Raw genomic sequence first — 14169 nt, 5'->3', positions numbered from 1 at the left:
AATACAAACTATGGTTGCCAGCAAAAGTCACAACTACGTATCCCCGGAAGACTATTTAGACGGCGAAAAAATCAGCCCCGTCAAACACGAATACAGACAAGGCGAAATTTATGCCATGGCAGGAGCAAGCGATGCCCACGAGACAATTGCAGGCAACTTATTTGCGCTGCTGAGAAACCACGTTCGGGGTAGAGGATGCCGAATTTACATAGGAAACATGAAAGCCAGAATTGAGCAAGCAGACGTGTTTTACTATCCCGACATTATGGTGACTTGCGACGAAAGAGATAGAAGCCTGGAATATTTCAAACGCCACCCGCGCTTAATCGTAGAAGTTCTATCTCCAACAACAGCAGCATTCGATCGCGGAAATAAATTTGCCGACTACCGCACCTTAGAAACTTTACAAGAATACGTACTGATTAACCAAGAAAGAATCAGTGTAGAATCTTACCAGCGCAATGCAGAAGGGCGCTGGGAACTTTACCCTTACGCGGAGGGCGAAGAAGTTCGCTTGGCTAGCGTAGACTTTCAATGCCCGATCGCACAAATTTACGAAGATGTTCTAGGAATCAGTTAAAATAGTCGATCGAACCGATATCAAAAATTTATCTGCGTTCATCCGCGTTCATCTGCGGTTAAACACTCCAAATTAACTATTCAAAAAATGTCCGTAATCTCTACCGTCACCGTTACCGTACCCGCCACAACCGCCAACCTAGGCCCAGGATTCGACTGCATCGGTGCCGCTTTAAGCCTCTACAACCGCTTCCAATTCTCCCGACTCGAACCCTCAGCAACCGAGAAACTAAAAATTACCGTTACGGGCAAAGAAGCCGCCAAAGTCAAGACAGACGACAGCAATCTCGCTTATCAAGCTTTTCTCAAGTTATACGATCGCCTCCAACAATCGCCGCCGCCCGTAGCCATACATATAGATATGCAAGTGCCGCTGGCTAGAGGCTTGGGAAGTTCCGCTACAGCTATTGTCGGCGGGTTAGTCGGTGCAAATCAATTAGCCGGTGCGCCTTTGAGTCAGGTGGAAGTGATGCAGTTGGCGATCGAACTTGAAGGACATCCCGACAACGTTGTCCCTGCATTACTCGGAGGCTGTCGCCTCGCTGCTAGCAATCCACCCCCCCAACCCCCCCTTAGTAAGGGGGGGCTAAGAGAAGAATTCCCCCTCCGTGAGGGGGAAATCACAGCATCACCCCCCCTTAGCAAGGGGGGGCAGGGGGGGGGTTCTTGGGAAATGAATACACCCCCCCAACCCCCCCTTAGCAAGGGGGGGCTAAGAGAAGAATCCCCTCTTACACCCCCCCTTAGCAAGGGGGGGCAGGGGGGGGGTTCTTGGGAAATTTGCGATATTCCCTGGCATCCTAATATTGTCTCGGTGGTAGCCATCCCCGATTTTGAGCTTTCTACAGCCGAAGCGCGCCGAGTTTTGCCCGCAGATTACAGCAGGGCTGATGCGATTTTTAATGCCGCACACCTCGGTTTGCTGTTGCGGGCTTTGGAAACGGGCAAAGAAAACTGGCTGCGCTGCGCCCTCCAAGACAAAATTCACCAACCTTACCGGCAATCTCTGATTAAAGGATATGAAGCGGTGCAACAAGCCGCCCTGAATGCAGGGGCTTATGGAATGGTCATTAGCGGTGCGGGGCCGACGCTTTTGGCTTTAACGGATGCTACTAATGCTGGTGCGGTTGTCAGGGAAATGGCGGCTGCTTGGATGGAATTTGGGGTGAAGGCTGATGTAAGGGCGATCGACCTCGACACCCAAGGAGCACAAATCTCCCGTTAGTTATTCCACTCTGGACGCAGAACATCTACATAACCGCCTTTTGTAGGGGCAAAAGTAACAGCACGATACGGCATCAGAACCATCAATCATCAATTAACCGCAGGAATGATTGAAATCGGTTTCCCTGCTGTATCTTTATCGCCAGGATTAAGACAAATTCGCAAAGTTCGCGTTCTTCTGCCGGAACCACAGCCGCATTTTTTGCCTAAATCCTATTGGATTGACTCTTGGCTGAGGTAATCAGCACACATCTTTTTATCCTCTTCTGTTGCTTTCGGATTGGTTCTGAGATAATCGCTAATCCAATTGCAACCTAATGCCATTAGTTTATCGCAATCCCAAACCCACAGTTTGATGGTTTTGTCACTGCTAGCAGAAGCCAATGTCAAGCCATCGGGACTAAAGGCAATGCTATAGACCGGATTCCTATGCCCGGTGAGGGTAGCGATGGGTTTTTGGCTTGGCAGGTGCCACAGTTTGATGGTGTTGTCAAAGCTTGCAGAAGCCAATGTCAAGCCATCGGGACTAAAGGCGACGCTATAGAGCGGATTTCTATGCCCGGTGAGGGTAGCGATGGGTTTTTGACTTTGCAGGTGCCAGAGTTTGATGGTGTTGTCAAAGCTTGCAGAAGCCAATGTCAAGCCATCGGGACTAAAGGCAACGCTATAGACCTCATTGCTATGCCCGGTGAGGGTAGCCATGACTTTTTGGGTTTGCAGGTGCCACAGTTTGATGGTGTTGTCACTGCTAGCAGAAGCCAATGTCAAGCCATCGGGACTAAAGGCAACGCTTCTGACATAACTGCTATGCCCGGTGAGGGTAGCGATGACTTTTTGGGTTTGCAGATGCCAGAGTTTGATGGTGTGGTCACGGCTAGCAGAAGCCAATGTCAAGCCATCGGGACTAAAAGCGACGCTCCAAACCCAATTGCTGTGCCCGGTGAGGGTAGCGATGGGTGTTTGGCTTTGCAGGTGCCACACTTTGATGGTGTTGTCGTCACTTGTAGAAGCCAATGTCTTGCCATCGGAACTAAAGGCGACGCTATTGACCTCATTGCTATGCCCGGTGAGGGTAGCGATGGGTTTTGGGCTTTGCAGGTGCCACAGTTTGATGGTGTTGTCACTGCTTGCAGAAGCCAAAATCAAGCCATCAGGACTAAAGGCGACGCTATAGACCGGATTGCTATGCCCGGTGAGGGTAGCGATGGGTTTTTGGCTTTGCAGGTGCCACAGTTTGATGGTGTTGTCGCTGCTAGCAGAAGCCAAAATCAAGCCATCAGGACTAAAGGCGACGCTAGAAAGCGGATTTTTATGCCCGATGAGGGTAGCGATGGGTTTTTGGCTTTGCAGGTGCCAGAGTTTGATGGTGTTGTCAAAGCTTGCAGAAGCCAAAGTTAAGCCATCGGGACTAAAGGCGACGCTTCTGACAGAATTGCTATGCCCGGTGAGGGTAGCGATGGGTTTTTGGCTTTGCAGGTGCCACAGTTTGATGGTGTGGTCACTGCTTGCAGAAGCCAAAATCAAGCCATCGGGACTAAAGGCAACGCTTCTGACAGAATTACTGTGTCCTATAAGGGTAGCGATGGGTGTTTGGCTTTCCAGATGCCAGAGTTTGATGGTTTTGTCACTGCTTGCAGAAGCCAAAGTCAAGCCATCGGGACTAAAGGCAACGCTTCTGACAGAATTGCTGTGTCCGGTAAGGGTAGCGATGGGAGTTTGGCTTTCCATGTGCCACAGTTTGATGGTGTTGTCGTCACTTGCAGAAGCCAAAGTCAAGCCATCTGGACTAAAGGCGATGCTTCTGACAGAATTGCTATGCCCTTCCAAATGATTGCGCTCTTTTACTACGGACGCTGCTTGTTGCAGCGCAGCTATCACTCGTCCTCTCATATGTTTTGTCGTCTCGGCTGAAGCATCTAATTGTTTGAATGCTTGCCCTGCCTTTAATGCTTCCAACAGTGCTTGGAATGTCTGTCCTGAACGAAATGATTCATTAGAAAAAGCAGTTTCCTGGATGACATTTGCTAAATTCTGGGCTTGAGTGACTTTATAGGTGGCTAATTGCTCTGCTTTAATTAGCGTCTGATTCGCTTGAGTCAAAATTTTATTCGCTTGTTTTTGTGCTTCTAACTCTCGTTCAACTTCCCGTTGTTGTACTTCCCGACTGGCATTTAAAAACTGATAATCCAAATCGCTCAAACTTTTATCGGCTGCCCAATTTTGAGCATCGTGCAAGGCTTGACCCCGCAACAGTCGCGATTCATCTTGGCAATCAGAATCTATCCAAGCTTTAAAACTTTCGCTGTAAGGGCGGAGATCCGCTAATTGTTTTTCCACCCAATCAAGGTTAAAAACCGCTTGATAAATTGGGTTATAAACTTTAAGTTTGCCAGACTGCTTAACCACCAATCCAGTTAATCGCAGTTCCATTTGTTCGGGACTATCATCAGTCGCTATCTCATTGTGCTGCAAAATTTGCTGATATAGTCCCAATAACCGACTTGCCCGTTGTTCGCTGCGTAAAATGCGGTCTCGAATCGTCTTTAAATGCTCTGGCTCATCCTGTCCTTCCCAATACTCAATCACCTTTTCTCGGACTAAATTCCCTACCCACTCAGCGGGAGTTTGCATGAAAGCAGAGTTGGCATAATTGAGCAATAATTTACACACTTTTTGTGTTAAAAATGGCTGTCCCCCAGTCCAATATAACACCGCTTCTAACAATGCTTGCGAATTTTCTGCTTGAGTTTCTAACCCAACTGCCAAAGGTTGGGCTTCTGCTAATTGAAACCCCGTTAACTCTATCCCTCGACCAATATTAAAAGGAGTGCGTCGCTTGTCTTGAATTAAATCTGAGGGAGTTGCCACCCCTAACATTGTAAATGTTAATCGACGATAGTCTGGTTGATCGGCTCGATTATTATAGCAATCACGAATCACAGCAAAAAAATCTTCTATTTTAAAATTTAAGCTGATTAAACTGTCCGATTCATCGACAAAAATAACTATATTTGCTGAGATATTTTTGAGTAATACTTCTTCAATGAATTTACTAAATCGTTTAACATTCGATAGTAATCTATTCTGCTCCCACCATTCATCTAAATCAAAAATGTCATACAAATTTAATCGGCTGACGATGCTATCGATCACGCCTGCATACCACTCTTCTGGCGTAATATCTGAGGTGCCAATTTCTGTGATATCAATGCTACTACAGGCGATTCCCTCTGCTTGTAACCGCTGCATTGTCCGCACTCGCAGGGATGATTTTCCCATTTGTCTGGCATTGAGAACATAGCAGAATTCTCCGGCTTTTAAAGCTTGATAAAGTTCTTCATCCGCCTTTCTAGTGACATAAGTTGGGGCATTTGCAGGCAGGCTCCCTCCCACTTGATATTGATAATCTTTCATAGTAATTGTTAATTCATAGGTGGAAAATCAGAGAATCAAGGAATCAATTTGTACAGCCGTACAGGTTCAGGAATTCCCTTTAACTGTTGCAGACCTAAGTCTATCGCATTTAAAGGTGAGTGGGTTTTTACGACTTGATAAACTGTCTCAGAAATACAGATTCCTCCTGGCTCTGCTTTCCCTTCTAAACGAGCAGCTAAATTTACACCAGTCCCCCTGATATCATTATTAAAAAAGAAGACTTCCCCCAAGTGAATACCAATGCGGTGCTGGAGGACATGACTCGGAGGTGAGATTGTGGCAGCTTCGGCGAAATTTCGCTGTATTTCTAGCGCACAGGCGACTGCTTTTACGGCACTTTCTGGAAAGAAAATTAATAAACCATCGCCGATTTCTTTAAGGACTTTACCTTGATATTTATCGCAAATCTCTCGGATGATTCTGAAATCTCGATTCACTAATTCTAGTGTCAGCTTTTGGTTGGCAACTGATAAAGCAGTGGAATTAACAACATCCGAGAACATAATAGCTGCTAAATGACTCTCTACGGGCAAGATTGGTTGGTTATTAGTTTGTTGCCCATCAGTCGCTGGAGGAGAAGCTAGGCGATGGCGAAAATATTGACGGTACAAACCACATAATGGCATGACAGCATTTCCCTGAAATTTGATCAACCCCATGCTTCGCAATTTAAAAGCCTCTCCGGTGTGAATCTCTACAGGTTGTTCGCTGTTAATCACTTGTCTAATTGTTGCTGCTAGTTCTGCATCTGTTTCCAAGTTAACTAAATGCCGTCGTAAATGATCGTAGTAAGGGCCTTCTTCAGTAGGAGCGACTTTTAGCAAGCTATCTAAGGTAATTCTCCCCCTGGCAACTTGGTAGAGAGCAACTCGAACTAAATAAGGATGACCGCCCACCATTTCCATCAGGTCACAAATCTCTTGATTTGACCAATTTAATCGGTGTCGATTCACTAAATCTGTTACCTGTCTCTGATTGAGTTCAGGTAACTCTATGGGCAATCCCACGTTAAATGGCGACTGATTAATATTGAGAGGGATATAAACTTCTTGAGAGTGAGAAATGACTAACCTCAGCTTTTTCCAAATTTCCTCATTTTTGCCCCGCTCGTGCCAAGCTCGTAATAATCCAAAGAAGTCGGTGGCTATTTCGGAATGCTGAAAAATCCGATCGACTTCATCTAACCCTAAAACAAGAGGCCGCTCGCTGTCAGATAGTAGATAGCGTTGGAAATACTTGGTGCTTTTATTTTTACTGCCGAGAACGCCTTTCCAATATTCTCCTAACCTGTCTTCTAAATTTAATTCATTGGTAATCTCACCACAAAACCACTGCAACAACTCATCAAGATTGGTGAGAAAACTGCCATCAGCCCATTGAAAGTTTAAATAAGCCGTTTGATATCCCTGTTCCTTGGCGCGGTCTAAAATTCGCTGCACTAAGGAAGTTTTTCCCATTTGCCGGGGGGCTTTGATTCGGATTAAAGCTCCGGGTTTGACAATAGTTTGGTAGCAGTCCGATTCGATGGGAGGTCGATCGATATATAGGGGTGAATCCAAACTCACAGAACCTTCTGGGTTGTCTAAATTGAGAAGAGAAACGGGAGGTGTGGCGATCGATCGCGGATTTTCCACCACAGGCGACAACTCCTCAACGATATCGCTAACAGAAGCATCGCACGATCGCTCTGCTGCATCCAACTGGGAAAAATCCGACTTCTTCTTTAATACCGGCGTAAGTTCTTCGGGAATATCAGCCATGCTGATGCTAACGCAACCCAACTTATAGGCACGTTCGATCGACTCCCCCGCCGCCAACGTATCGTAAAAACCTACAGCGAATTCTCGTGCGGCGTTATCTCCCACCGCTTGCTTCATGCCGATCACATAGGGAATGTGACGTGCGATCGCCTCAGCTTGCACTTCTGAATAGCAAGCGTTGAGTATTACGCACTCCACGTACTCCTTAAACGCCTCAAACAAAGCTGCCAAAGCTTTGGTATTTACAAGCTTAATTTCTCCCGCCTCATCTTCCAACGCTAAACCGCCTTCTCCTGCACCATGCCCAGAGAAATGCACAATCTCTGGTTTATAATCTAATATGGCTCGCTGCATTTCTCTTGGTGTCACCGCCCACTGTTGCTCCAGTTGAAACTTGTCGCCCTTTTTAGAGCGTTGCAACCCCTCTGCAATTTCCTTCGCCTCTTTCTGTAAGTCCACAGGGGTGGTATTTTTGGGGTTGGCTGCCAAAAACAGGATAATTTTTTTATGTTCAGAAGGAATACTCATCAATCGAACCTTCACGCTTAGGAGATACAGGAGCTTAACGACACTACCCCTGTGACGGCGACATATTTCTTGCCTTTACGCTATTTAACCACAAACATCTTTATTTTTGTTGTCAGTAAACTGACAGAAACGCTCGCCCTGACTCAAGCATAACCAATCAAAAAGGCGATCGCTATTCTCAAGTAATCATTTGAGCAACCTATTCCAGAAGTGCGATCGCCTTCCGCTTTTGCAGTCTTATTTTCATAAATATCGAGATTCTTTGCCCCTATAGAAGCAATTCCTCCTGCTAGATATTTAGAAATATTTTTGATAATTAAGCAAGCAACAATCTTCCTTCTTTTTTCTTCCTTATTCCTTCTGCTCTTCCTCTACGTCAAGAGCAGTTTATTAAAAAATTTAGTAATTTTAAAGACAATGCCCGACTAAATAGTCGATCGAACGCCTCACTCTTTGATAACACTTTCGATGGAGATCTAAAATTCACCTAAAGTTTAGCCCCCTTTGGCAAAACCCTTCCTAAGATAGAAGTTAGGGGTCGATCGGTCTAAAAGCCGATTCAGGGGCAAGTGTCAAGGACTCCATCGAACCCAAATCCAGAGCAGCAAGACAGGGAGGACATCAAAATCATGGTAAACGCGCCGACAGGGGAAACCCGCCTGGGCCCGACCGATCAGGTGCAAGCCTTAGACCGCGATTGCACAACCCTATCCCGTCACGTACTCCAGCAACTTCACAGCTTTTCAGCAGATGCTCAGGATCTCAGCGCCCTGATGAATCGCATCGGACTAGCTGCCAAGCTGATCGCGAGGCGGCTCAGCAGAGCCGGGTTAATGGCAGATGCTTTAGGGTTTACAGGGGCTGTGAATGTGCAGGGAGAATCCGTCAAAAAGATGGATATCTATGCTAATGAAGTGTTTATCTCGGTATTCCAGCAAAGCGGACTTGTCTGCCGCTTGGCTTCGGAGGAAATGGAAAAACCCTACTACATTCCCGAAAACTGTCCGATCGGGCGTTACAGTCTGCTCTACGACCCCATAGACGGTTCTTCCAATCTTGACATCAATCTCAATGTCGGCTCCATATTCAGCATCCGCAAGCAAGAGGGGGACGATGAAGACGGTTCTGCTTCCGACTTGCTGCAACACGGACACAAACAAATCGCGGCAGGCTACGTGCTCTACGGCCCGAGTACCATGCTGGTTTATTCGATCGGTCAGGGCGTTCATTCCTTTACCCTCGACCCCAGTTTGGGCGAGTTTATTCTAGCTAACGAAAACATTAAGGTTCCCGATCGCGGCCCGATTTACAGCGTTAATGAAGGCAACTTCTGGCAGTGGGAGGAATCTTTGAGAGATTACATTCGCTACGTACACCGCAGCGAAGGCTACAGCGCCCGGTACGGTGGGGCTTTGGTGGGAGATTTCCACCGGATTTTATTCCAGGGAGGCGTGTTTTTGTACCCCGGAACGGTGAAAAAACCCGAGGGCAAATTGCGCTTGCTCTACGAATCGGCTCCTTTGGCGTTTTTGATGGAGCAAGCCGGCGGGCGGGCAAGTACGGGTATTCAAGACATCATGGATGTAGTGCCGACCAAGCTGCACGAGCGATCGCCCTTGATAATCGGCAGTAAAGAAAATGTAGCGATGGTTGAGTCTTTTATTCAAGATCGATCGCGCAATCCTAGAACAGTCCAAGAGTGAAGGAAAAGGGAAGTTCGGCAACGGATTATGTAACGGATGTAACTGATGTCAGGAAGAAGGAAGAGGGAAGTTCGGCAACGAGCAATGTACGGGATGTAACGGATGTCAGGAAGAAAGAAGAGGGTTTTAACTTATAACTTTCGACTCCCAATTACCAATTCCCTATTGCCAATTCCCCATTACCAATTCTCAATTTTCAATTCCCAATTTCCAAGTCCCAATTAACAGCTATCAAATTGTAGGAGTTACAGTAATGACAGCAACGCCAACGAATCACCTGTTAGAAATCAAAGAAATTGGCCAAAGTATCTGGATGGACAATTTGACTCGCGATCTGATCGAGTCCGGCGAACTCAAAAAGATGATTGAAAGTAGGGGACTGCGCGGGATTACATCTAATCCGGCTATTTTTGAGAAAGCGATCGCGGGTAATGTGATTTACGACGCGGATATCGAAGCGGGCATCCGGGCGGGTAAATCTGTAATGGAGATTTACGAATCTCTGGTATTTGAAGATATCCGCAACGCTTGCGACATCTTCGCCCCAGTTTACGCAGAGTCGAAGGGTTTGGACGGTTACATCAGTATCGAAGTGCCACCGACGATCGCCAACGACACAGAAAGCACGATTAGCGAAGCCATGCGCTATTACAAAACCCTCGGCAAAGAAAACGTGATGATTAAGATTCCGGGAACCGCTGAAGGTTTGCCCGCAGTCGAGCGAGTCATCAGCGAAGGGATTAACGTTAACGTGACTTTGCTGTTCTCGGTTGACAGCTACGTCGAAACCTTCTGGGCTTACATTCGCGGTTTGGAAGCGCGGGCGGCTAAAGGTTTGGATGTGAGCAATACTGCTTCTGTTGCCAGTTTCTTCTTGAGCCGGATCGACATCAATATCGATGGCAAGATTGACGAGAAACTCAAAAATGTCACAGATATTTCCACAAAAGCCAAACTGGAAGCAGTGAAGGGGAAAATTGCGATCGCCAATGCGAAGGTAGCTTACCAGAAGTATAAAGAGATCGTAGCGAGCGATCGCTGGCAAGCTTTAGCAGCCAAAGGAGCGAAAGTGCAGCGATTGCTGTGGGCTTCCACCAGCACCAAAAACCCCAACTACAGCGATGTCATGTACGTAGATGAACTAATAGGCCCCGATACCGTTAACACTTTGCCGCCGAACACTGTTGAAGCTTGTTTCGACCACTGCGATGTCGCACCCCGGATTGAGAACAACGTTGCAGAAGCTTACACGCTGATCGAAAGTCTCAAAGATCCCGACATCGACATCAACTTGGACAAAGTGATGGCAGACTTGCTCCTCGACGGGATTGAGAAATTCGTCAATCCGTTCCAATCCCTGATAGATTCCTTGCAAGAGAAAGTCCAGAAGTTGTCACCCGTCGCTTAGGCAAATATCTGTATCCTGAAAGGCAGAAGCATTGAGGAGTCGGAATAGATAATTGTTTTGCTTCCTAAATGCTGAGTTTTAAATCCTCTCTAGGAATTTTGAGATTAATGGGTTTCAAAGTTCCTAGAGAGCAAAATCATCTGCCTCCTTTAGCAGTATGAAGAAGCGATTAACTCTCTCACCCCGCAACTAGCAGAAATGACCGCAAACTATCATGGTGTCTTGGCAGGGTTAACAGCACTAGAACAAGGAAAATAAATAATGGTAACGCTACTTGAAAATCCACTGCGGGTCGGTTTGCGAAAAGAACGGGTGCCGGAACCGCAAATACTGGTGATCTTCGGAGCTTCTGGGGATCTCACCCAGCGCAAACTGGTACCTGCAATTTATCAGATGAAGCGCGATCGGCGCTTGCCACCGGAAACTACCGTGGTGGGAGTAGCCCGCCGCCCTTGGAGTCACGATTACTTCCGAGAGCAAATGCGCGAAGGCATTGAAGAATTTGGCGGCGGCATTGGCAATGAAGAATTATGGAAAGATTTCGCTCAAGGTTTGTACTACTGTCCGGGCGACATTGACAACCCCGAAAGCTATCAAAAACTCAAAGCTTTCTTAGCGGAAATCGACGAAGAAAGGAGAACTCGCGGCAATCACATATTTTATCTCTCGGTTTCCCCGAACTTTTTCCCAGAAGCAATTAGGCAACTAGGCGCTGCTCAAATGCTAGTTGACCCAGCAAAACACCGCTTGGTAATTGAAAAACCCTTCGGCCGCGACTTGAGTTCGGCAAAAGCTCTCAACCGAGTCGTGCAGCAGGTTTGCCAAGAACAGCAAGTTTACCGGATCGACCACTATTTGGGTAAAGAAACTGTTCAGAATTTAATGGTGTTCCGGTTTGCTAACGCGATTTTTGAACCGCTGTGGAATCGGCAATTTGTCGATCACGTACAAATTACAGTTGCAGAAACAGTAGGCGTAGAAGACCGGGCGGGTTACTACGAATCCTCTGGGGCGTTGCGGGATATGCTGCAAAACCACTTGATGCAGATTTTCTGTCTGACGGCGATGGAACCGCCGAACTCGCTCGACGCTGACAGCATCCGCACCGAAAAGATGAAAGTTCTGCAAGCAACTCGCTTGGCAGATTTGAATAACTTGGACTTCTCAGCGATTCGGGGTCAATATTCCGCAGGTTGGATGAAGGGCAAACCCGTGCCGGGGTACCACGATGAACCGGGGGTTGCTCCCAATTCGACAACGCCGACTTTTGTGGCGATGAAGTTTATGATTGACAACTGGCGCTGGCAGGGAGTGCCTTTTTACCTGCGAACCGGCAAACGGTTGCCGAAAAAAGTTAGCGAAATTGCGATTCAGTTCCGCGAAGTTCCGCTGCTAATCTTTCAGTCCGCGGCCCAACAAACTACTCCTAACGTTTTGACTATGCGCGTGCATCCCAACGAGGGGATTTCGCTGAGGTTTGAGGCGAAAATGCCGGGGCCGGATTTGCGGACGCGGACGGTGGATATGGATTTCAGTTACGGTTCTTCCTTTGGGGTGACATCTTCGGATGCTTACGATCGCCTGTTAATTGATTGTATGCTGGGCGACCAAACTTTGTTTACCCGTTCTGATGAAGTGGAAGAAGCTTGGCGGGTGGTAACGCCGGCGCTGATGGATTGGGAATCGTCCAACGAACAGGAGTTGGTTCCTAAATACGAAGCGGGTACTTGGGAACCGGCGGAAGCAGAACTGCTAATTAACAGAGACGGCCGCAAGTGGCGCAGACTTTAAGAGTCATTAGTCAGCAGTCATTAGTCCTTAGTCATTGGTCAGCATTAGTCATTAGTCATGAGCTAAGAACTGCTAACTAATAACTGCTAACTAATAACTAATGAGTAATGACCGATGACTAATAACAGATGACTAATAACAAAGGAGAAAAGATTTATGACGATGACACCGATTAAAGCTCCGCCTCTGGTTTCGCTGCAAAATCCTAAAGATGTATCGCTCGACCAAATAGAGGCCGAATTGAGTCAAATTTGGGAAAGTTACAGAGAATCAGGGTCAAAGGGCGATGTTCCGATCGCTAGTAGGGCAACAACTTTTACTTTTGTAGTCTACGAACCCGAAGAAACTCAGCGGTTATTAGCGGATCTGGGGTTTTACGACGGGCCAGTGGACGGTATTACCGGGCCGATGACGGCATCTAGCATCAGGGCAGCTCAAAAAGCTTACGGGCTGCCGAGAACTGGCAAACCTAACGCTGAATTGCTGGCGACTTTGCGGGAAGAAGTGGCTCGCAAAAATTCAAAAGGCGAGGAGATGGGCTCGAGTGGCTTGGGTTCCGGGGGTTCGGGTGTAGCTGATGCGATTGTGGCTGCCAATCCCTGCCGGATTATTGCTCTGTGCCCGACGGCGGGGGAAGATACGGGCGTGCAGGCTCAAGTGGCTGCTTATTGTCCGGTTCACAAGCGCACCACTGGCAATCTGATCTGCTGCGAGTACATTACGCTGCGGGGTACGGAAGCTGCTTTGGAACGGGTGAGCGGCATCGTGACGGCGTTGACGATCCCGGATTTGCCGACGCTGCTGTGGTGGAAAGCGAATCCTGATGCCGATCGAGTTTTGTTCCAGCGGCTGGCGGCAATTAGCAGTTCTGTGATTGTTGACTCTAGCAGCTTTGCCGAGTGTGAAGCCGAATTGCTGTTGATGCAAAGTCTGATCGAGGAGGGAATTCCGATCGCGGATCTGAATTGGCGCCGGCTGGCCGCATGGCAGGAGTTGGCTGCTGAGGCTTTTGACGCCCCGGAACGTCGCGCTGCGATTCGGGAAATCGATCGGGTGACGATCGATTACGAACAGGACAATTCTACGCAAGCGCTGATGTATTTAGGTTGGCTGGCGAGCCGGCTTCAGTGGCGTCCTGTTGCTTTCAAACAGGAAGAGGGGGATTACCAAATCAAGCGAATTAAATTCGCGGGGCCGGACGAACGGTTTGTAGAAGCGGAGTTGGCTGCTATTCCTACTGCTGATACGGGCGATGTCCCGGGCGATTTGATTGCTCTGCGTTTGAATTCTACGAACGAAAAGGCTGACTGCGGTACGGTTCTGTGTTCGGAAGTCGGCGGCTGTATGCGGATGGAAACGAAGGGCGGCGCTCAAACCGATCGGTTTAACCAGGTGAGTCCTCTGTTCGATCAGGTGACGGAACAGTTGCTGGGCCAGCACTTGCAGAGTTGGGGCCGAGATGTGCTTTACGAAGAAAGTTTGGCAGTGACGGCTCAAATGCTGAAGTTAGCTAAGCGGTAAAAAGAAGTTCGGCAACGGATTGTGTAACGGATGTAACGGATGTAACGGATGTCAGGAAGAGGGAAGAAGGATGAAGGATTGAGTTAATATTCAGTGGGGCAGGCAATGTCTGCCCTACTTTTTTAGGAGTTATGAATTTTAAGTTATGAGTTTTGAACTTAATAATGTTCTTTGACTCAAAACTCTAAATTACTTCCAAAAAGCAACGCAATTACCTCTA

Annotated in this window: 9 protein-coding genes; 7 read left to right on the top strand and 2 right to left on the bottom strand. The window is 47.5% G+C overall.

The annotated features are described in order from the left end of the window. Positions 1 to 10: 10 nt before the first annotated feature. Together QUA78_RS07385 and thrB are read left to right on the top strand one after the other, a co-directional pair. Positions 11 to 580: a Uma2 family endonuclease gene (locus tag QUA78_RS07385; RefSeq protein ID WP_333305724.1), complete on the top strand. Its 570-nt coding sequence runs from the start codon at positions 11 to 13 to the stop codon at positions 578 to 580. Between the two features lie 87 nt (positions 581 to 667). Then, entirely contained in the window at positions 668 to 1804 is a 1137-nt protein-coding gene (thrB, locus tag QUA78_RS07380; protein ID WP_333305726.1) for a homoserine kinase, read from the top strand. Between the two features lie 212 nt (positions 1805 to 2016). Here thrB and QUA78_RS07375 read toward each other — a convergent pair whose 3' ends face one another. Together QUA78_RS07375 and QUA78_RS07370 are read right to left on the bottom strand one after the other, a co-directional pair. Then, positions 2017 to 5217 (bottom strand): WD40 domain-containing protein, encoded by a 3201-nt coding sequence (locus QUA78_RS07375; RefSeq protein ID WP_333305728.1) that lies wholly within the window; start codon positions 5215 to 5217, stop codon positions 2017 to 2019. Between the two features lie 35 nt (positions 5218 to 5252). Further along, positions 5253 to 7526 (bottom strand): AAA-like domain-containing protein, encoded by a 2274-nt coding sequence (locus tag QUA78_RS07370; RefSeq protein ID WP_333305730.1) that lies wholly within the window; start codon positions 7524 to 7526, stop codon positions 5253 to 5255. Between the two features lie 629 nt (positions 7527 to 8155). On the opposite strand from QUA78_RS07370, the gene fbp reads away from it, so the two are divergent. From fbp to opcA, 5 genes are all read left to right on the top strand, one after another. Next, positions 8156 to 9229 carry a class 1 fructose-bisphosphatase gene (gene fbp / locus QUA78_RS07365; protein ID WP_333398706.1) on the top strand — a complete coding sequence of 358 codons (1074 nt, stop codon included), beginning with the start codon at positions 8156 to 8158 and terminating at the stop codon, positions 9227 to 9229. After that, complete coding sequence (locus tag QUA78_RS07360) at positions 9226 to 9366, top strand: hypothetical protein (RefSeq protein WP_333307224.1); 141 nt, start codon at positions 9226 to 9228, stop codon at positions 9364 to 9366. Before fbp ends, QUA78_RS07360 begins: the two co-directional genes overlap by 4 nt. 116 nt (positions 9367 to 9482) lie before the next feature. Further along, positions 9483 to 10637, top strand: a complete 1155-nt coding sequence (gene tal, locus QUA78_RS07355; RefSeq protein WP_333307226.1) for a transaldolase — start codon at positions 9483 to 9485, stop codon at positions 10635 to 10637. 261 nt (positions 10638 to 10898) lie between these two features. Then, complete coding sequence (gene zwf / locus QUA78_RS07350) at positions 10899 to 12428, top strand: glucose-6-phosphate dehydrogenase (protein ID WP_333398699.1); 1530 nt, start codon at positions 10899 to 10901, stop codon at positions 12426 to 12428. A gap of 156 nt (positions 12429 to 12584) precedes the next feature. Next, entirely contained in the window at positions 12585 to 13949 is a 1365-nt protein-coding gene (opcA, locus tag QUA78_RS07345) for a glucose-6-phosphate dehydrogenase assembly protein OpcA (RefSeq protein ID WP_333303990.1), read from the top strand. The last annotated feature ends 220 nt before the right edge of the window (positions 13950 to 14169 follow it).

The organism is Microcoleus sp. K4-B3, from assembly GCF_036704615.1.
Lineage (GTDB): Bacteria > Cyanobacteriota > Cyanobacteriia > Cyanobacteriales > Microcoleaceae > Microcoleus.
The sequence above is the reverse complement of the archived record's forward strand: the minus strand, read 5'-3'. Positions and strand labels throughout refer to the sequence as shown.

Excerpts from the sequence above, each read along its gene's own strand:
- QUA78_RS07385 (WP_333305724.1), top strand. The coding sequence starts at position 11 with ATGGTTGCCAGCAAAAGTCACAACTACGTATCCCCGGAAGACTATTTA.
- thrB (WP_333305726.1), top strand. The coding sequence starts at position 668 with ATGTCCGTAATCTCTACCGTCACCGTTACCGTACCCGCCACAACCGCC.
- QUA78_RS07375 (WP_333305728.1), bottom strand. The coding sequence starts at position 5,217 with ATGAAAGATTATCAATATCAAGTGGGAGGGAGCCTGCCTGCAAATGCC.
- QUA78_RS07370 (WP_333305730.1), bottom strand. The coding sequence starts at position 7,526 with ATGAGTATTCCTTCTGAACATAAAAAAATTATCCTGTTTTTGGCAGCC.
- fbp (WP_333398706.1), top strand. The coding sequence starts at position 8,156 with ATGGTAAACGCGCCGACAGGGGAAACCCGCCTGGGCCCGACCGATCAG.
- tal (WP_333307226.1), top strand. The coding sequence starts at position 9,483 with ATGACAGCAACGCCAACGAATCACCTGTTAGAAATCAAAGAAATTGGC.
- zwf (WP_333398699.1), top strand. The coding sequence starts at position 10,899 with ATGGTAACGCTACTTGAAAATCCACTGCGGGTCGGTTTGCGAAAAGAA.
- opcA (WP_333303990.1), top strand. The coding sequence starts at position 12,585 with ATGACGATGACACCGATTAAAGCTCCGCCTCTGGTTTCGCTGCAAAAT.